Origin of the sequence: Brevibacillus sp. LEMMJ03 (genome assembly GCF_007197875.1) — a bacterium.
Taxonomy (GTDB): Bacteria; Bacillota; Bacilli; order Brevibacillales; family Brevibacillaceae; genus Brevibacillus; species Brevibacillus thermoruber.
Genome location: NZ_VKJN01000003.1, coordinates 239,514 through 258,276, shown reverse-complemented (window position 1 = coordinate 258,276; position 18,763 = coordinate 239,514). Strand labels below are relative to the sequence as shown.

The window sequence follows — 18,763 nt, the reverse complement described above, 5'->3', positions numbered from 1 at the left end:
ACGTGCCACAAATTCGCGACTCGGTTGGTTACAGGACGCGGCGGGCCGTAACGAAGCGCTTCTCCCACGACGTGCCGCGGAAATCGGTAAACGTCACGCCCGGTTTGCCGTAGGTATGCAGCAGTTTGTTGTTGCCGGCGTAGATCGCCACGTGCGTGATGTATGTGGATGTTGATTTGCTGCCGGACGAGCGGAAAAAGACCAAATCGCCCTTCTTCAAGCTGTTTTTGGACACTTTCACCCCTACCTTGGCCTGTGAACGGGACGTGCGCGGCAGGTTGATTCCCACCGCTTCACGGTAGACGCGCTGAACGAACGACGAGCAGTCAAACGTGCGGGTCGTGCTGCTTTTCGAGCCGAATTTATACGGAGTGCCGAGATATTTGGTGCCCACATGAATGACCTGATCCGCCCGGGATTGGGTCCATTTCGCCTCAGCCACATCGTGATTGCCGGGAAGCGGAGCCACCACCCCGGTGACGCCGAGAGCTGTTCCCATCAAAATGGCGGCAAGCGTTTTGTGAAGTTTCATGCTGTTCCTCCTCCCTTGTTGCGAAATCGTATGGCTGACTTCACGCTCGTCCTCTACTCTACCATCGCGTCACCGGTTGATAATTCTCAAATTCCTACCAATTCCGCCTGTATCGCCTGGAGGACATTTCCGCTTGACAATGTCGTTCCCATAACGACGGGCGATCCCGCCCCTTTTCTGCATCGGCTTTTCCCATAAACTACCACGAGAATCTGCCAATTTTATCCGGCGTGATCCCGGCTTGTTCCGCCGTCATGCGGTTTTGGTCCGGGGAAACTTCCAACACATTCCGTTTCGCCCTTGGAACGGCTGGATCTTTTTGGCAGCGGCCCGTCTTCTGGATGAACGCTTGCAACCTGGGCCGACTCGTCGTACAGTAAATAGGAGCTTGTCATGGGCAGCGTGCTGAAAACGCACGCGTGTCGGGTAAAGAGGAGGTTCATGTTTTCATGCGACTGCGCAACATCCCAGGCGCCGAGGAGGCCCTGCGCGAATATCCCACGTTTGTGGACAACCCGGTCTCCTATCGCGGCAAATGGAGCGAGCGGTTTGGCAACGACCGTCCCATTCATGTGGAAATCGGCTGCGGCAAAGGGCGGTTCATCAACACGCTGGCCGAAAAGCATCCGGACATCAACTTCATCGCCGTGGAACTGAAGGCGGAGGTGATCCTGCGCGCCGCCCAGCGGACGGAGAAGCGGGCGATCCCCAATCTGGCCTTTGTCCAGTACAATGCGGCGATGCTGACCGACCTGTTTGTGCCGGGCGAAGTGTCCCGCATCTACCTCAACTTCAGCGATCCCTGGCCGAAGAAGCGGCACGCCAAACGGCGCCTCACCCACGCCAACTTCCTGATGGCGTACAAGCAGGTGCTGAAGCCGTACGGGGAGATTCACCTGAAGACGGACAACGAAAAGCTGTTCGAGTTCTCGCTCAACCAGTTCTCGGACCAGCGTTTTCAACTGCGCCACATCACGTTTGACCTGCACAACTCGCCGTTTGCCGCGGACAACGTGATGACCGAGTACGAGGAGCGCTTCTCCTCACGCGGACAGCGCATCTACCGGACGGAAGCCATTTTTTTGCCGGAGTAACACGCCCCGGCATCCGTCAACCAGAAACAAACGAAACAAGCGCGGGTCAGCGATGGCTTTCCCGCGCTTGTTGTTTTGGTTGGTGCTCAGACCGGGCCGATCGACGGCCAGGCCAGCTCGACGCCTTCCCGCACCAGGAGCCGCTGAAAATCGGCCAAATCCTCCGGCGTGTTGCGGACAGCGCGGGGGGAAATCCCCCGCTCGAGGCAGTAGCCGGCCAGAAAGCCGGCCGCTTCGCCGATATTCCACTCCACGGGGTGGAGCCGGAAGCAGCCGTTGGTAATGTGCGTGACCCCCGCATTCTTGCAGGCCGGCAGCAGATTCTCCATCCGGAGGGGAATCAGGCTGCCGAGCGGAATCTGGAACGGCAGGGAGGGAATGTACAGGTAGTTCCGGCCGCCCGTGCTGGGATGCAGGTCGATCCGGTAGCAGCCCACGCCGACGGAATCTTCGAACGTCTCCGCCCTGCCGTCTGGGCGGCACGCCGGACTGACGTGCTGTTCGAGCACGGTAAACTCCGCCCGGATCCGCCGGGATTCGCGGATGTAGGGGGACATGGCCAATCCGTCGTCCGTTCCAAGGACGTCCCGGCGCAGGCGCAGTCCGGGATATCCCTGTTTGCCGTCGGGCCTGGGCGCCTCCGTCTGCATCCAGTACAAGAGCGACAGGCTGAGCTGTTTCGCCTGATGCAGATGGTGCGTCCGCTCGTCCTCGCTGACGTCGATGATCGGGCCGAGCCAGTAGTCGTTTTGCGGCCAGTTGACCAGCGTGACGCTGCTCGGGTACAAACCGGCGGCGAAGTTGTCCTTGTCCGCGATCTGCCGGTAGAGAAACAGCGAGAAGCGGTCCGTCCCCGGAAACAGCTCGTATCGGACAGGTTCGTGGGTATCCGGCTTCACGCCTGTCCAGCTCAGCAGCTTGTCCGGCCAGAAATCGGGCTGGTAGTTCCGCCAGAACTCATAGCTGGCCGGTTTGTCGATCGTATGGTCTTCCCCTTCCAGATAGTCCATCGCAAACACGTACGTAAACGACTGCATGTCCATCGGCTGCGGGTCCCCTTCCAGCGCGTGGGGTTCTCCCGTTTCGCCGACGGATTCCGCCCCGGTCACGTACTCGACACCGGCCAGCGGAAGCAGGTCTCCGCATTCCGTCGCGTCGAGAAAATAAGGAGCCGCCAGTTCCACGCGATCCCCCGTTTCCAGATGGGTGACGGTCGCGGAGACGATCCGGTCTCCCTCGGTACGGGCCGCCAACAGCCTGTGCCGGACGAGTACGGTCACCCTGCCGCTGTTGACGTACGGAGCCAGCATCTGGTGCAGAACGGCCAGCGCCACTTTCGGTTCATGACAGAGGCGGCTGACCGATCCGTTTCCCGGGTCGAGGTACGGGACAGCTCTCGCCGCTTCCGTGAGCGGATAAACATCGCGGTAATAGCGGCGCACGCCGTCGCGAAACGCCCGGTAACTGCGGGTACAGCCGAACTGTTCGATCCAGGGGTGTTCATCCGGCGGAACGGCCTGGCTGGTGAGCTGCCCGCCGATCCAGGAGGTTTCTTCCGTCATGACGACGGTTCTGCCCAGTTTGGCGGCGGCCAAGGCAGCCGCACAGCCGCCGACGCCCCCGCCTATGACGACCAGGTCGGCATGAAGTTCCCGTATCATGTGCATGCACTCCTTCCGCTTCGTTCATTTAAAAATCCTTTTTATCCCATTTTTGCAAGTATTTGTTCTTTTCTATTGTATGAGATGGGCTGCCGGGTGGCAAGCAACCATTCAGGAACATGTCGCCAAACGGCCGTCTGTTCACGAATCTTTCACAATCGGACGCAGACGGGAAGTGTCACGGCTTCTTCTTTTTGCCGGCTGCATGAAGCCATGATAGAATAATCGTGTCGTGTATACCATTTTTTTCTAAGAAAGGAGAGATTCGCATGCTGAATTTTGGAAGGACTGCTCTTGATGTGGGGCCGTCTTTTTTCATGCTCGTTCCCCTGCTGCTGACGCTCGCCTTTTACGGGTTCATCGTGTACGTTCTCGTCAGTCTGCTCCGCTTCATGAAGCAAAAGACGGAAAGCGACCGGGAACGCAACGCCAAGCTGGGCGAGCTGATCCGCTTGATGCGTGAGACGACTGCCGGGAGCCTGCCGGACAACAAGGAGGAGAACCGATGAAACAAGAGATTCTGTCCTGGTTTCACGAGGCGGGGCTGTCCCGCTACGCGGAGCGTTTCGAACCGCTCATCCGCCCTTCTTTCCGAATTTTCACGCATCCGGTGGACGAGGAGGCGCTGTCCCCCGGCTCGTCCAAAATCGGCGGCTGCCCCGACCTGCCGGCGGGAACACCCTGGCCGTACTGGAAGTCGTATCCGCTGTCGTTCCTGGCGCAGATCAACCTGGCCGAGCTGCCCCCGTTTCCGGAGAACATACTGCCGGAGCGGGGATTGCTCCTCTTCTTTTTCGCCGCGGCGGCGATGTACGACGACAAGGATTTCTACGACAGCATGGAGACAGCCAGGGTCTTGTTTGTACCGGACCCGGACGGTGCCGGCTTGAAGCGGACCGCGCCGCCCGAGGAGCTGGACGATTACGATCCGCCCGCCCGCTTCTCTCCCTGCTCCCTCCGCTATCTTGTGGAGTGGACCGTGCCGCCGGGCGAGTCGTGCGACATCGAGCAGCTTGGCATGAGCTGGAACGAAAACCGGGACGATTTCGACCGGTACTGGGAGGTATTCGGCCAACGCGTTGAGGAGCGGTTTCTTCATCCGGACGACATGAAAAACCGCCTGCTCGGCTGTCCCGACCCGATACAGGGGGACATGCAGCGGGAATGTCAGCTTCTGGCCGATCCCTCCACGGACAGAAACGATCAGGCGGCGCTGCAGCGAGCGACCCGCTGGCGGCTGCTGTTCCAGGTGGATTCGGAAGAGGAAAAGACGGGGATGATGTGGGGAGACGTCGGCCGCCTTTACTTCTGGATCGAGCAGGAGGCGCTGGAGCGGGGCGACTTTTCCCGCGTCGTTTGCATCGAGCAGTGCGGCTGAGCAGGGCCGGAAAACATGCTGGCCCGCCAGCCTGGGGCCGGCTGTCGAACGGTCCTTCCCGCGAAAGCAGGCACCAGCGGCGCATTTGCTTCAGATGTCCCAAAAGGCCCGGGGATTCTCCAGAAAGCGGCGGGTCAGTTGGTAGTGCTCCGTCTCCTCGTAGCGGACCTCCGCCAGCGGCGACTCGTCAAAGCTGAGGATGCGGGCGCCCGGGAATCCCATCAGGATCGGCGAGTGGGTGGCTATGAGAAACTGGGCTCCTTCCTCCACCAACTCCCGCATCAGGTATAAAAACGCGATCTGCCGCATCGGCGAGAGGGCCGCCTCCGGTTCGTCCAGAAGGTAGATGCCTTTGCCGCGAAAGCGGTGGGCAAACAGCGAGAAAAACGACTCGCCGTGCGACTGCTCGTGCAGCGACCGCCCGCCGTAGCTGCGGTACCCGGTCGGACTGAGGCGCTCCGTCTCGTCGATGTGGCTGGCAAACTGGTAAAAGCTCTCCGCCCGAAGAAAAAAGCCGTTGGTCATCTTCGGGCGCCAGGAAAGGCGGACATATTCTCCCAGAGCCGCCTCCGCCCGGTCCACGTGGTAGAGGTTGTGACGGCCGCCGCCGGCGGTGTGAAAGCCGCACTGGTAGGCGACCGCCTCCAGCAGCGTCGACTTGCCGGAGCCGTTTTCGCCGACAAAAAAGGTGACGCTGCTGGTCAAGGGGATTTCGTCCACGCCCTGGTACGCAGGCAGGGAAAACGGGTAGCCCGCCTGCGTGGGAAACAGCTCCCTGCGCAAGATGATGGCATGCAGATACATCATGTCTCTCCTCCTCTCTCACGTTTTCCCTCTTCCCGGCCGATACTTCCAGTAAGGAGGGAGTGCGGTGAACAAGGCACAGTTTCTCCAGGAAAAAAGCGCGTTTCACATGACCTATCCGGACAAGAACGACCTCGCCTTTTACCGATGGTTCGTCGAACGGCATCCCGACCTGGCCATCGGCTGGTACCATCTCGGCCGCGAACGGGAAATGCGGAACGAAACGGAAGAGGCGCTGGCCGCGTACCGCCGGGCGCTGCACGCCAGGCACGGCCCGTTCTCGGAAGAGGCGGCCGCCGCCTATCAGGACCTGCTGCGCAGGCACAGGCGGCGGTTGTGGGCCGGCAGAATCCGCCTGCTGCTCGCCTCGCTTTTGTTTTTCCATGCCCAATTTGCCTTCTCGCCGGGGCTCTTGTCGGAGCCGGACCGGGCGGCTCCGACAGGCGCCGCTTCCCCCGATGGAAGGAACGCATCCGTCCTAGAGCGGCCGCACGTGGAAGTGATCGCCGTACCGGCCGGCATGGACGGCAAGCGGCTGCGCGATCACGTGTACGACTATGTGAGAGGGCGCCGTGCTGCGCTCACACAGCCGTACACGGTGCTGGCCGTCCCGGAAGTGACGGGGGCGCCGCTGTTTACGCCGCTGTTGTTTTACCGGCCGGGAGAACTGCGCGGTCTCCTGCGGTATGACCCCGTCAGCCGCACCGTCTTGAGCCAGCAGTGGTTTGACCGTCCCTGCGCCTGCGACCAGAATCCGGCGGTGCGGACGGCCAAGCTCCAGCTCGCGGAGGAACAGCGCACGCTGGAACACCTGCTGATCCTGCGCAGCGCCCTGTACCGCAGCTACCAGCAAAAAGGGAGCCTCCCCCGGCGCCTGAGCGACCTGGCCGGCGCCTATCCCGGCAACGCGCTGCCGGAGATTCCCCCGCCGCCTGCCTGGTACGGATCATCGGACTGGGCGTACCGGCCGGCGGCGTTTCGCCCGGAAGCCGCCTGGGAAAGCATGCGCCAGGTCGTCCCGCTGCGCGGCTATCCGGAGCCGTCGGTGCCGCTGGAGCCGCTGCAGATTCACGTCCACCTGGACTCGCACACGATGACGCTGACCAGCGGGCCACACCTCGTCCGGCGCTATCCGATCGCCATCGGCAAAAACGGCTCGACGCCGGAAGGCTACTTTTCCGTGCTGCAAAAAATCAGCCGTCCCCGCGGCCCCGGCGACATCTACGGAACGCGCGGCCTGATTTTTCAGCGCGACGGCTACGCCATCCACGGCACCAACCATCCCGCCAGCATCGGCCAGTCGGTCTCGCTTGGCTGCATCCGCCTGCACAACCGGGACGTCGAGGAACTGTACACGTTTGCCGCGCCGGGTACGGAAGTGATCATCTCCGCCCATGCCGCTCCCGTTCCCCGGTGGGCCAACCCGGCAGCGCTCGTCCTGCCGGCCGGTCGCGACGAGGAAACGCCCCGCGTCGTCTATCATTGGCTTCATTAACAGGAAGGACGAACAAGCCGCTGTCCGGGTCACATCCGGCATGCGGAGAGCGGCCCTCCTGCAACCGATGGACAGGCAAAGGCGGATCGACGGCAAAAAAGCGCGCTCCCGCTGCGGGAACGCGCTTTTCTTATTCTTCCATATGGCTCAGGGTTTCTTCTTCCTGTTCTTCTTCCGGATTCCACTGATCCAGCACCTTGCCCTGCAGGACTTTGCCTTTGATAAACTCCGCCTGCTGGTCGCTGAATTCTTCCGTCCACTCGATCCCCAACTCTTCCGCCAGGCGGACGACGGTCAGCAGTTCGGACCACGCCACGTAGCGTTTATACCAGAAGAACTGGGGCTGTTCGTTCATGTACGGATACAAATCGTCAAAATCGGTGTGTTTACAGTCGAGAGCACGTTCAAAATTCACCTTGGCCCGCCGCAACTGCTCTACAAAAAACGCCCGCAAATCCACTTGTGCGAAGTCAGTCATAGACCGTCCCTCCTGTCTCCCGATTTATGTGTATTGTACCACGCGGGAGAGGAAGTGCAAATACTCGAAAATGTGCTAACTGTGCAGCAGATTTCCACTGTTAGCCGTTGCGGCTGTTACCCGTTACGGCTGTTACCCGTTGCGGCCGTTCCCCGGCGACTGCCGGCCGCCTCCCGCGTCTGCGGGCGGAGGCGGCAGCTCAATGCCGTTCGGGGGCGATTGCTGGCCGTTGGCGGGCTGACCGTTGTTGGGCTGCTGGCCGTTCGGCGGGACGATATCCGGCGGAATCACCGGATTTTCGCCGCCGGGAGACTGACCGTCTGCAGGCTGCCCGGTTCCGTCCTGTCCCTCTGTTCCGGTGGACGGATCCTGGCCGTTTCCTCCCTCGACCGTGCCGTCGTCTCCTTGCGTGCTGCCGTCGTCGTGATGATCCCCTTCCTGCAGCAGTTTTTCCAACTGCTGCATGTTGATTTCGGCGATGTTGGACGGCTCTTGTTCCCTGCCCTCCGCATCGCGGGGAACGACGACGTACTTGTACATGACCGGACTGTCCAGCGTATCCACGTACACGGAATCCTTCACGCCGGCGGCGATCAGCTGGCGATCATCCGGATTGTCCGGAGAAATCCGGTACACGTCGTACGTGTAGTCGTCAGCCCCGCCGGACCAGCTCAATACCACTTTCAGCGAGTTGTTGTCCAGGGTCAGGTCGGCGGTGAGCCGCAGGGAAGCGGCCTCTTCTTTTTTCGGCTCTTCTTCCCGCTTCATGCCTGCCGGCGGTTCAAAATCCCGCACCGGTTCCCCTTTCAAGCCTTTTTTCAGAACGGTGGCGAACATTTTGGCCGTCAGGCTGCTGCCCTCGCGCATCAGGTGCTGGGCGTCTTCGTGGTCAAAGCCCATCCAGACCGCGCCTACGTACTCCGGCGTGTACCCGACGAACCAGGCGTCCTTGTTGACGCTGCTGTCCCCGATGAGGGATTGCGTCGTCCCCGTTTTCCCGGCGACGTGGCGGCCGGAAATCCGCGCGTTGCGCCCCGTCCCTTCTTTGACCGCACGCTCCAGCATGGTGTGTACCTTCCATGCCGTTTCCGGTTTGATCACCTGCTCCTGTTTCGGCTGGTAGACTTTCTCGACGCCGCCCTGTTCGTTCACGATTTTCTCGATCACGTGCGCTTCGGACACCACCCCGCTGTTGGGGAAGGCCGTGTACGCCTGCGCCATTTTCAGCGGCGACGTGCCCTTGTCCAGACCGCCCAGCGCGATCGCCAGGTTGCGGTCTTTCGGAGTCAGCTCGATGCCGAATTTCTTCAGGTACTGCAGCGAGGTATCGATGCCGATTTCGTTCAGCAGCCAGACCGCCGGCACGTTCAACGAATCGATCACGGCGCGGGTCATGCTGACGGAATCGCTGTACCTGCCGTTGTAGTTGCGCGGCTCGTAGCCGTTGAAGCTCTGCCGCTTGTTGGAGAGCGACGAATTGGGCTCCCATCTGGAGTCCGAATCGATCGCCGGCGCGTAAACAGCCAGCGGCTTGAACGCCGAACCGGGCTGACGCTGCATGTCGGTCGCCAGGTTGAAGCCTTTTGGCTTGTAATCGCGGCCGCCCATCATCGCGGCGATGCCGCCGGTTTTGGCGTCGACGACGATCATCGACGATTCCACGGCCCGCTGCGGCCCCGATTTCGGGAAGTTGTCCGGGTTCTCGTACGCCTCCACCATGGCGTCCTGCATTTTCGGGTTGAACGTGGTGTAAATCTTCCAGCCGCCGCGGTACAGATCTTCTTCCGTGACGCCGTACTTCGCCTCGGCCTCCCGGATCACGTAGTCGTAAAACGCCCGGTAGCCTTTTTTCAACCCGCCGCCTGCCTTCGCTTCTTCCGTCTCCTCCGGCAGCGGTTTGGCCTGCGCCGCCACCTTTTGCTCCTGGGTGATGAAGCCCTGCTCGCTCATCAGGCGCAGCACGGTGTCGCGGCGCAATTTCGCCTTTTCCGGATTGTTAAACGGCGAGTAGGTGGACGGCGCTTTCGGAATGGCCGCCAGCATGGCCGCCTCGTCCAGTTCGAGCTCGGATACCTTCTTGCCAAAGTAGCGCTCGGCGGCGTCGCCAACGCCGTAGGCGCCTTCCCCGAAGTAAATCTGGTTCAGGTACATCTCCAGAATCTGGTCCTTGGAATACCGGCGCTCCAGGGCCATGGCGATGCAGACTTCCTTCGTCTTGCGCCAAAACGTCTGTTCCAGGGAGAGGAATACTCGTCGTGCGAGCTGCTGCGTGATCGTACTGCCCCCTTCGGCGAGCGATCCCTTGCGGATGTCGTTGATGATCGCGCCGCCGATCCGAAACATGTCCACGCCTTTGTGCTCGAAGAAGCGCCGGTCTTCCGTAGCGATAAAGGCGTTGATCAAATGATCCGGCATCTCGGTGAGCGGTACGTACTTGGTGTTCTTTTCACGGAGCAGCTTCGTGATTTCGGTACCGTCTTTGTCATAGATCACCGTAGGCTCGGATTTCAGAGCCTCCAGTTTCTGTATCTGCGTGTCAATCATTTTTTCACCGGCGTACAGCAATGCAAAGTATCCGCCGATGACGCTCAAGATCAGAAAGACCGTAAAGGATACGGCAAACATCAGCAATTTCTTCTTTTTCTTCTTCCCTTGTTGCTTGGCCTTTGTTGCCATGAATGACCTCCTGGTTGCTTTCTCTCTCCCACACCATATAGACGGATCCTTTTCAAAAAAGTTTCTGTCCGCCCCCCAGTCTATGATTCCATATCTGCGCCCGTTTGTCACTGGAAAAAGCCTGTCTCCCCAAGGGAGAGCAGGCTTTTGCACGCAAAAAGGATATTTACTTGAGCAGCTTTTCCGCTTCCGCCACCACGTTGTCCACGGTGAAGCCGTACTCTTTCATGATTCGTTCGCCCGGAGCGGAAGCGCCGAACTGGTTGATGCCCAGCACCTTGCCGCCGTCGCCGACGTAGCGCTCCCAGCCCAGCGGAGAGGCCATTTCCACGGCCAGACGGGCTTTCACCGCCGGCGGGATCACGGCGTCGCGGTACTCCTGCGGCTGGCGTTCAAACAGCTCCCAGCTCGGCATGGAGACGACGCGCGCCTGGATGCCTTTCGCGGCCAGCGCTTCGCGAGCCTGCATGCAGAGGGAGACTTCGGAACCGGTGGCGATCAGGACGAGCTGCGGGTTGCCGTCCGGCGCGTCGGCCAGCACGTACGCCCCTCTGCTTACCCCTTCGGCCGCCTTCTCGATCGTTTCTGTAAGCACCGGCAGGTTTTGACGCGTCAGCACCAGGGCGACCGGCTCGTCCGTGCGGGAGACGGCGTACTTCCACGCTTCGTTGGTCTCCACGGCGTCGGCCGGACGCAGCACGGTCAGGCCCGGCATCGCCCGCAGCGAAGCGAGCTGTTCGATCGGCTCGTGCGTCGGACCGTCTTCGCCGACGGCAATCGAGTCGTGGGTGAAGACGTAGATCACCGGCTGCTTCATCAGCGCGGACAGGCGGATGGCCGGACGCAGGTAATCGGAAAAGACGAAGAACGTGCCGCCGTATACCTTCAGCCCGCCGTGCAGCGCCATCCCGTTGAGGGCGGCCCCCATCGCAAACTCGCGCACACCGAACCAGATGTTTCGTCCGTCGTAGCTGCCCGGCAGGAAGTTCCCCGCCTCTTTGATCACGGTGTTGTTGGAGTGAGCCAGGTCAGCGGAACCGCCGAACAGGAACGGAACCGTTTTGGCCAGCGCGTTGATCGCATGGCCGGACGCGGCGCGGGTGGCCAGCTTGGTTCCGGCTTCGTAGGTCGGCAGTTGGCTGTCCCAGCCGGCCGGCAGGTGACCGTCCGCCGCTGTCTGGAACTGACGGGCCAGCTCCGGATACGCCTTGGCGTATTCGGCAAAGCGTTCGCGCCATGCCGCTTCCGCCTGTTCGCCCGCTTCCGCCCGTTTGGCGTAGTAGTCGGCCACTTCCTGCGGGACGTGGAATTCGGCGTCATGCGGCCACTGGTAGTGGGCCTTGGTCAGCTTCACTTCTTCCTTGCCCAGCGGCGCGCCGTGGGCCGCGTTGGAGCCCCCTTTGTTCGGGCTGCCGTAACCGATCACCGTCTTTACCTCGATCAGGGTCGGGCGATCCAGATCCTGCTTCGCTTCGGCAATCGCCGCCTCGATCGCCGCCAGATCGTTGCCGTCCTCGACGCGCAGGTACTGCCAGCCGTACGCCTGGTAGCGCTGCGCCACATTTTCCGAGAAGGAACGGGACAGCTCGCCGTCAAGCGAAATGTCGTTGGAATCGTACAGCACGATCAGCTTGCCCAGCTTCAGGTGGCCGGCCAGCGAAGAGGCCTCGCCGGAGACGCCCTCCATCAGGTCGCCGTCGCCGCAAATGACGTAGGTGTAGTGGTTGACGATGTCAAAGCCGTCGCGGTTGTAGACAGCCGCCATGTGCTTCTCCGCCATCGCCATCCCGACGGCCATGGCAATCCCCTGACCCAGCGGACCGGTCGTGGCGTCCACGCCGGGAGTGTGGCCGTACTCCGGATGGCCCGGGGTCTTGCTGCCCCATTGGCGGAAGTTATGTATGTCTTCCAACGAAACATCGTATTTCATCAGGTGCAGCATGGCGTATAATAGCATTGAACCATGTCCCGCAGACAGCACGAAGCGGTCCCGGTCGATCCATTGCGGATTGCGCGGGTTTACCTTCATGAAACGGCTCCACAAAACATGCGCCATCGGTGCCGCTCCCATCGGCATGCCCGGATGGCCGGAGTTGGCTTTTTCGATAGCGTCAATGGCCAGCGTGCGGATCGTGTTGATCGCCAGTTGATCGACAGACGTGTGCTGAGTCATCAAGCAAATCCTCCCTGCGTTTTTTTACGGGTAAACGACGAACCAATTATAGCACAGTTCGGCAGTACAATCATGTCCGCGGCGGAAAAAGGAGGTGGTCCGGTTCATGTCGACCCTGTATCTGATCATCGGCATTGTGTTGGGACTGGCCGGTTTCGGCATGCTGTTTTACGCCATGGCCATCTCTCCGCTGCAGCGAAAACGGGATCAGGAACTGCGGAAAAAAAGCGCGGAGCACCACCGGGTTGCGGAAGAGGCGCCGCGGGAGTGACAGCGGTTTCGTCAACAGCTCGGCCGGATCCTGCAGCAAGCGATCCGGCCGCTTGCTGTTCGTTGACAGATGGGAAAACTTGGCGGAATAATAAGAATGTTTGCAACCATGTCGTATAAACGTTGGAGGTTTGCATGAGCACAGAACGGTTCACCATGCCCGCCGCCGTCCACCTGTTTCTCCGGCGGGGAAACGAGCTGCTGCTGCTGCGCCGCTTCAATACGGGCTACGAAGACGGCAGCTACAGCGTCCCGGCCGGCCATCTGGACGGCGGAGAAGAAGTGAAGGCAGCGGCCATTCGGGAAGCGAAAGAGGAATGCGGCATCGACATCGACCCGGCCGATCTGGAAGTGGTCGGCGTGATGCACCGAAAATCGACGGACGAGCGGATCGACTTCTTTCTCACCGCCCGCACGTGGACAGGTGAGATCGTCAACGCCGAACCGGAGAAATGCGACGAACTGCGCTGGTGCGACGTGGACGACCTGCCCGCCAACGTGATCCCGTACGTCCGTCAGGCGATTCACAACTACCGCTCGGGCAAGTGGTTCGACAGCTTCGGATGGGACAAGCGCGGCTGAGAGGGCGCTCCTGTCCGGGCCTTGCCCGTCATGAACGGGGGGCCGGCAGCCAGATGTGAAACGACAGAACGCCGTCGCGGTAGTCCGCCTGGATGCGGCCGCCGTGCAGTTCGACGATGCTCTTGACGATCGCCAGCCCCAGCCCGGAGCCGCCTGTCTTGCGCGAGCGGGACTGCTCCACCCGGTAAAAGCGTTCAAACAGTCGGTTCAGCGCCTCCGGGGCCATCTCGTCCGCCCTGTTGGCCACCGACAAGCGGATGCCGCCTGCCTCGCGGGCGAGCGTCACGTCGATGCTGCCCGGTTTTTTGCCGTACTTGATCGCGTTGCTGAACAGGTTCTCCAGCACGCGCACGAACTTTTCCGGGTCCACGCTGACGTACAGCCGTTCGTCGGGCAGCGATTTGCAAAAGCTGAGCTGCTGTTCTTCCGCCAGCGGCACGTACTCCTCCACCAACTGCTCCACCAGTTCGTTCATGCTGATGGTCTGCCGGTAGAGCTGGACTCCTTGGCCACTGAGCGTGGTGTATTCGAACAAATCCTCCACCAGCCGCTTCAGATGTTCCGCCTTCTCATAGGCGATCCGCGTGTACTCCTGCTGATCCGGTCCTCCGGCGGGATGGTCTTTCAGCAGCCGCAGGTAGCCGAGCACCGAGGTGAGCGGCGTGCGCAAATCGTGCGAGACGTTGGTGATCAGTTCGTTTTTGGTCTTCTCCGCCTGCCGCTCCCGTTCGATGTTCGCCTGCAGTTCCTCCGCCATCCGGTTGATGTTGCGGGCAAGCGAGCCCAGTTCGTCTTCGCCCCGCACCTCGACGCGGTGATCCAGCTTGCCCTGCGAGATGACGAGCAGGCTGTCGGCCAATTCCTCGATATAGCCTGTTTTCCGCTTGGTAAATCGGTAAAACAGATAAAATAAGACGATCAAAAACACGGGCAGAGCAATCATGTTGACGCCGGTGCTCTCATAGCGGATGCTCGCCTCCGGCATGCCGCGGGCGATCAGGTAGCCTTTTTGTCCGGCCAGCTCCACCGGGTAAAAGGCGACAAACTCTTGGGGACGGTACCGGTCGCGATCAAGGCGCAGCTCCATCGCCCTGCTGATGACGCTGTACAAATCGACCTGGCTCTCCGTCGCCTTGGCGGACTTGAGCACCACCTTGCCGTCCAGGTTGACCAAAAGCATCCGCAGCCCGACATCCTGCTCGAAGTTGTTCATCATCTGCTGCAGGGCCGCTTTGTCCGTTACCTTCTGCTCCCGGATTATGGAGGCCAGCCGCCTTGTATCCCAGTCCATCCGCTCCATGCTTTGGCTGTAGTCGACGTACGGCCGCAAATACAGCTTCTCGGTCATCTCGTGGGCGAGGCTCGCCGCCAGGAGGGCAGCCAGCAGGCAAAAAACGAAGGTGGTGATCAACTGCAGGCGCAGGCTCCGCCGAAAGTGTTCCACGGCGCGCCGAACGACTGTCATCGTCCAGCGGTACAGGCGGCGAGTCACGTAAAACGGCGACAGCCATCTAAACAACGCTCTCAATTTTATACCCCACTCCCCACACGGTCTTGATGTATCGCGGCTTGCGCGTGTCTTCCTCAATCTTTTCGCGAATTTTCCGGATGTGAACCATCACCGTGTTGTCCGACTGGCAAAACGGCTCCTTCCACACCCGCTCGTAGATCTGTTCCGTGCTGAATACGACGCCCCGATTGCGGGCCAAGAGCTCCAGAATGGCAAATTCGGTCGGCGTCAGCTTCACGTCCCGGCCGTTCACTTTCACCTCGCGCGTCGCCGTGTTGATCGTCAAATCGCCGATCTCGATCTCGTCTTCCCGGGCCGTGTATCCCTGATTGAGCCGCAGGTATCGCCGCAGCTGCGACTTGACGCGGGCCACCAGCTCCAACGGGTTGAACGGCTTGGTCATGTAGTCGTCCGCTCCGGTGCTGAGGCCGTAGATCTTGTCCATGTCCTGCGATTTGGCGGAGAGCATGATGATCGGCATGTGCTGTTCTTCGCGGATTTTCAGACAGGCCTGAATGCCGTCCAGCCGCGGCATCATGATGTCCAGGACGAGCAGGTGCACCTCGTTTTGCTTCAGGACCTCCAGCGCTTCCAAGCCGTCGGCCGCCTTCAGCACGCGGTACCCCTCGTTTTGCAGGTAAATGGCGATCAGGTTGCGGATCTCCTCGTCGTCATCCACGACCAGTACAGTGATTTCCTCCACTCTCATTTCCTCCCGTGGTTGCTTCTGTTTCGACGGACACGGCCCAGCGCCGCTGCCTGATCAGCCAGTACGCCGCACCGATGCACAAGAGCGCGGCCAAGGTAATCCGGCCGTACGTCTGCACGCCTTGGGCGATCGCGTCCAGGTGGCGGCCAAACAGGCGGCCGGCCCAAAAATAGTTGAAGGTCCAGACGAATCCGGTGGGCAGGGTGTACATCGCGTAGCGGCGCAGCGGCATGCGCTGGATGCCCACCAGATACGGCACCAGATGGCGCACGACCGGAAAGAAGTAGCTGAGGCAGAGCGCCCAACTGCCGTACCGCTCCATCAGCCGCTCCGCTTTGGCCAGATAGCGCCGGCCATTGCACTTGCGGACGACCCACTGCAGAATCGGCGCACCTACGCGATACCCCAGCACGTACCCGAGCGACAATCCGGAGACGACGCCCAGATAGACGGCTGCAAACGCCGGCAGCGGTTCCAGCCACCCTTGGGCGGTCAGGGCCCCAGCCGACATGACGATCATTTCGTCGGGAATCGGCATGCCGACAATGCCCAGCCACAAGGAGAAAAACAGCGCGAGATACCCGTATTGTTCCACCATCTGCGTCAGGAAGTCAGCCGGCATCGTGATTCCCCCGCTTCCTGCAGACGTAGACGAACGCAAACGGAACATTGAGCGGCACAAAGCGGATCTCCACGCGGCCAAACCGCGCCGCCAACTGCTTTCTCATCTGCAGCGAGTATTGGAAACAGACGAACACGCCCCCGGGCTTCAGCGCCGCTTCCACCTGGTCCATGATGGCGTCCCGCAGGTCCTGCGGAAAATTGGCAAACGGCAGCCCGCACACCACCGCGTCCAACTGTCTGATGCCGCATCTCTCCATGATCCGGGTCAGCTCCCGCGCATCCCCGCCGACATGCAGCTCCGGATAGCGCGCGGCCAACTGACAGCGCATCCCGTCGTCCTTCTCCAGAATCAGCGCCGTGCAGCCGGGTTGTTTCCGCTCGCGGATCATCCGGGTAAACACGCCCGTCCCCGCCCCCAACTCCGCCACCGCCGTCGCTGTCGTCCAGTCGATCGGCGCCAGCATCCGCCGGGCAAGCTGGCGGGAGCTGGGCATGATGCTGCCGACCGTCCGGGGCGAGCGCAAAAACTTGCCGGCAAACAGCAGCCCGTCCGCAATCGGCCCCCGGCCCGGCGTCGGCATGCCTATTCGTTCAGACGTGCCTTTCATCATTCCTGTCACTCCCTCTCTTTGTTGTCCCTATCCTATCGCGGAAACCTTAGCAAAAAGAGAGGGAAACGCTTAAGAATTTCTGAAGATTGCCGGGGGGATCGGACAGAGAGGCCCTTCCTTCAAGCGTGTGCCCTTTTCCATAAGAAAAAAACAGTCTGCACGAGACTGTTTTCTGAAGGATTCCCCTATGCCTTGCGCCGCTTGCGCAGGGCGGCCAGCGCCTGCACCATCTCTTCCTTGTCGATTACGCCGAGCTGGTACAGTTCACGGATTTCGTCTTCGATCAAAAGGAGGTCGCCCTCCGGATCGCCCGTGTAGATAAACAGACCGTATCGCTGCAAAAACGCGCTCAGGTCAAAGTCGCCCGGCTGTTCCTTCAACGCACTCCCTCCAAATCGGCCGCCATGCGGGAAAGCACGGCATCGTAGTCAAACTCGACGGCAAACCCGGTGATGACGACAATGTTCGCGTGCGGGTACGCTTCCTGCCAGGCGGCCTCCTCATCCGGTTTCAGCCCGACGATGTACAGCGGATCGCGGGACAATTGCTCGTCCTCCGCCAGCAGCCGTAAAAACTGATGGCACTTTTCCTGTTCGGCAGCAGCGTTGAGGACGATGACGCAGCGCTCCACTTCGCCCGTCCGGCGCAGCTCCTGTATCATCTGAAACGTTTTGGCCGTAGGCACGAGCGCGTTCAGCTCGGGAAAGCGGTCTAGCAGTTCGTCAAGCCAGTCGTCTTCTTCCCAGGCCAGGTAGTAGATCATTGCAGTAGACATGATTGACAACCCCTCATGTGCGGATACATCGCGGATTTCAAAACGATGTGTGACTTCCTGTTATTATACCACGCCGGCGGGGCGGCGTCCCGGTGAATCGCTTGACTTCGACAAAACCATCCCGTAAGGTGGAAACAGCATGACAAACTGTGTGGAAAGAGGTATGGTTCGCGTGAAAAAGAAGTACCTTGCCCTCCTGTTCCTGGTCGCCTTCCTCACCATGTTGGGCTTTGGCATCATCATACCGATTCTCCCGTATTTCGCCGAAAACGTCGGCGCCTCTTCGCTGCAGATCGGCATTCTGTTTGCCAGCTACAACATCATGCAGCTCTTGTTCGCCCCCATCTGGGGCATGCTGTCCGACCGGATCGGCCGAAAACCGCTGATCGCCTTTGGCTTGTTCGGATTTTCCGTCACCTTTATCCTGTTTGGCCTGGCCGAGAGCTATGCCGCGATGCTGGCTTACCGCATCATCGGCGGGATTGTCTCCGCCGCCGCGATGCCGACGGTCACGGCGATGGTGGCCGACCTGTTTCCGCCCGAAGAACGGGCGAAGGGAATGGGCGTGATCGGCGCCGGAGTCGGCCTCAGCTTCGTGTTTGGTCCCGTCCTCGGCGGCCTGTTGAGCGGGTGGGGCTTTGCCGTTCCGTTTTTCGTCTCGGGCGGGGTGGCGCTGTTGACGTTTCTGATCATTCTGTTTGCGCTGCCGGAAAGCCTGCCGCGAGAGAAGCGGACGGGCAGTTCCCGGGACAAGCGGGGCAATCCGCTGGCCGCCCTGTTTGGACCGCTCTCGCTCCTGTACGGCATCATGTTCATCGTCTCGTTTGCCTTTTCCGGCCTGGAGACGACATTTGCCCTCTACATAAACGATTTGTACGGTTACTCATCGAAAGACCTCGGCTACATGTTTCTCGTCATGGGGATCATCTCCGCCTTCGTCCAAGGGGGACTGATCGGCAAAATGGTGAAGCGGATGGGCGAACCGCTCGTCCTGACCATCGGCCTGATCCTGTACGGCATCGGTTTCTTTGCCATCCCGCTGGCCGCCAATTTTTGGACGCTGGCGCTCACGCTCTCCCTGTTCGGAGCGGGGCAGGGCATGATCCGCGCCACCGGAACGGCGATGATTACGCAGCGGACCACCCAGGGCCAGGGCGTCACCAGCGGAACGATCAGCTCCATGGACAGCCTTGGACGCATCCTCGGTCCGCTGGCCGGCGGCGCCGTCTACGGATGGTACCAAAGCGGTCCGTTCATCGTCGGCGGCGTATTGATGGTCGTCATGCTGGTCTTGTTCCGCGCCCGCTACCGCAGGCTGCCGGAGCCCAGCGCCCAAGCGTAGGATGCCCACCATCCTTTCGTAATCGAACGCCCGGGGGAAAACGGGGAAG

At 60.8% G+C, this 18,763-nt stretch carries 19 protein-coding genes; 7 read left to right on the top strand and 12 right to left on the bottom strand.

Going from position 1 to position 18,763, the window contains the following annotated elements; translation table 11 throughout:
* Positions 1-28: 28 nt before the first annotated feature.
* Entirely contained in the window at positions 29-532 is a 504-nt protein-coding gene (locus FOI68_RS05910) for a C40 family peptidase (RefSeq protein ID WP_143862604.1), read from the bottom strand.
* A 449-nt stretch (positions 533-981) separates the two neighbouring features.
* Here FOI68_RS05910 and trmB point away from each other — a divergent pair, with 449 nt between their 5' ends.
* Positions 982-1,626 carry a tRNA (guanosine(46)-N7)-methyltransferase TrmB gene (gene trmB / locus FOI68_RS05905; RefSeq protein WP_143862603.1) on the top strand — a complete coding sequence of 215 codons (645 nt, stop codon included), beginning with the start codon at positions 982-984 and terminating at the stop codon, positions 1,624-1,626.
* An 86-nt stretch (positions 1,627-1,712) separates the two neighbouring features.
* On the opposite strand, the gene FOI68_RS05900 is transcribed toward trmB, so the two are convergent.
* Positions 1,713-3,287 (bottom strand): FAD-dependent oxidoreductase, encoded by a 1,575-nt coding sequence (locus FOI68_RS05900; protein ID WP_185973880.1) that lies wholly within the window; start codon positions 3,285-3,287, stop codon positions 1,713-1,715.
* Positions 3,288-3,556: 269 nt separating this feature from the next.
* On the opposite strand from FOI68_RS05900, the gene FOI68_RS05895 reads away from it, so the two are divergent.
* Positions 3,557-3,796, top strand: a complete 240-nt coding sequence (locus tag FOI68_RS05895) for a hypothetical protein (protein ID WP_051188137.1) — start codon at positions 3,557-3,559, stop codon at positions 3,794-3,796.
* Entirely contained in the window at positions 3,793-4,665 is an 873-nt protein-coding gene (locus FOI68_RS05890) for a YwqG family protein (RefSeq protein ID WP_143862602.1), read from the top strand. The genes FOI68_RS05895 and FOI68_RS05890 overlap by 4 nt, the downstream gene beginning before the upstream one ends.
* Before the next feature lie 90 nt (positions 4,666-4,755).
* On the opposite strand, the gene FOI68_RS05885 is transcribed toward FOI68_RS05890, so the two are convergent.
* On the bottom strand, positions 4,756-5,469 hold the full coding sequence (locus FOI68_RS05885; RefSeq protein WP_035300015.1) for an AAA family ATPase: 714 nt from the start codon (positions 5,467-5,469) through the stop codon (positions 4,756-4,758).
* A 67-nt stretch (positions 5,470-5,536) separates the two neighbouring features.
* On the opposite strand from FOI68_RS05885, the gene FOI68_RS05880 reads away from it, so the two are divergent.
* Positions 5,537-6,964: a L,D-transpeptidase family protein gene (locus FOI68_RS05880; RefSeq protein WP_143862601.1), complete on the top strand. Its 1,428-nt coding sequence runs from the start codon at positions 5,537-5,539 to the stop codon at positions 6,962-6,964.
* A gap of 130 nt (positions 6,965-7,094) precedes the next feature.
* On the opposite strand, the gene FOI68_RS05875 is transcribed toward FOI68_RS05880, so the two are convergent.
* From FOI68_RS05875 to tkt, 3 genes are all read right to left on the bottom strand, one after another.
* Positions 7,095-7,442, bottom strand: a complete 348-nt coding sequence (locus tag FOI68_RS05875) for a hypothetical protein (RefSeq protein WP_143862600.1) — start codon at positions 7,440-7,442, stop codon at positions 7,095-7,097.
* 132 nt (positions 7,443-7,574) lie between these two features.
* Positions 7,575-10,118, bottom strand: a complete 2,544-nt coding sequence (locus FOI68_RS05870) for a transglycosylase domain-containing protein (RefSeq protein ID WP_143862599.1) — start codon at positions 10,116-10,118, stop codon at positions 7,575-7,577.
* A 166-nt stretch (positions 10,119-10,284) separates the two neighbouring features.
* Positions 10,285-12,291, bottom strand: coding sequence for a transketolase (gene tkt / locus FOI68_RS05865; protein WP_029098632.1), 2,007 nt, complete (start codon positions 12,289-12,291; stop codon positions 10,285-10,287).
* A gap of 106 nt (positions 12,292-12,397) precedes the next feature.
* On the opposite strand from tkt, the gene FOI68_RS23305 reads away from it, so the two are divergent.
* Entirely contained in the window at positions 12,398-12,562 is a 165-nt protein-coding gene (locus tag FOI68_RS23305; protein WP_176703266.1) for a hypothetical protein, read from the top strand.
* 134 nt (positions 12,563-12,696) lie between these two features.
* On the top strand, positions 12,697-13,143 hold the full coding sequence (locus FOI68_RS05860; RefSeq protein ID WP_029098631.1) for an NUDIX hydrolase: 447 nt from the start codon (positions 12,697-12,699) through the stop codon (positions 13,141-13,143).
* 28 nt (positions 13,144-13,171) lie between these two features.
* Here FOI68_RS05860 and FOI68_RS05855 read toward each other — a convergent pair whose 3' ends face one another.
* From FOI68_RS05855 to FOI68_RS05830, 6 genes are all read right to left on the bottom strand, one after another.
* Positions 13,172-14,671: a sensor histidine kinase gene (locus tag FOI68_RS05855; protein ID WP_143862598.1), complete on the bottom strand. Its 1,500-nt coding sequence runs from the start codon at positions 14,669-14,671 to the stop codon at positions 13,172-13,174.
* Positions 14,655-15,362 (bottom strand): response regulator transcription factor, encoded by a 708-nt coding sequence (locus FOI68_RS05850; RefSeq protein WP_065067046.1) that lies wholly within the window; start codon positions 15,360-15,362, stop codon positions 14,655-14,657. Before FOI68_RS05850 ends, FOI68_RS05855 begins: the two co-directional genes overlap by 17 nt.
* Positions 15,325-15,984: a DedA family protein gene (locus tag FOI68_RS05845; protein ID WP_081656472.1), complete on the bottom strand. Its 660-nt coding sequence runs from the start codon at positions 15,982-15,984 to the stop codon at positions 15,325-15,327. Before FOI68_RS05845 ends, FOI68_RS05850 begins: the two co-directional genes overlap by 38 nt.
* Complete coding sequence (locus FOI68_RS05840) at positions 15,974-16,597, bottom strand: class I SAM-dependent methyltransferase (RefSeq protein ID WP_338010430.1); 624 nt, start codon at positions 16,595-16,597, stop codon at positions 15,974-15,976. The genes FOI68_RS05845 and FOI68_RS05840 overlap by 11 nt, the downstream gene beginning before the upstream one ends.
* Before the next feature lie 185 nt (positions 16,598-16,782).
* A complete protein-coding gene (locus tag FOI68_RS05835) occupies positions 16,783-16,977 on the bottom strand; it encodes a YqgQ family protein (RefSeq protein ID WP_029098627.1) in 195 nt (64 codons plus the stop codon).
* Positions 16,974-17,372: a hypothetical protein gene (locus FOI68_RS05830; protein WP_035299790.1), complete on the bottom strand. Its 399-nt coding sequence runs from the start codon at positions 17,370-17,372 to the stop codon at positions 16,974-16,976. Before FOI68_RS05830 ends, FOI68_RS05835 begins: the two co-directional genes overlap by 4 nt.
* A 172-nt stretch (positions 17,373-17,544) precedes the next feature.
* On the opposite strand from FOI68_RS05830, the gene FOI68_RS05825 reads away from it, so the two are divergent.
* Positions 17,545-18,714 carry an MFS transporter gene (locus FOI68_RS05825; RefSeq protein ID WP_143862597.1) on the top strand — a complete coding sequence of 390 codons (1,170 nt, stop codon included), beginning with the start codon at positions 17,545-17,547 and terminating at the stop codon, positions 18,712-18,714.
* The last annotated feature ends 49 nt before the right edge of the window (positions 18,715-18,763 follow it).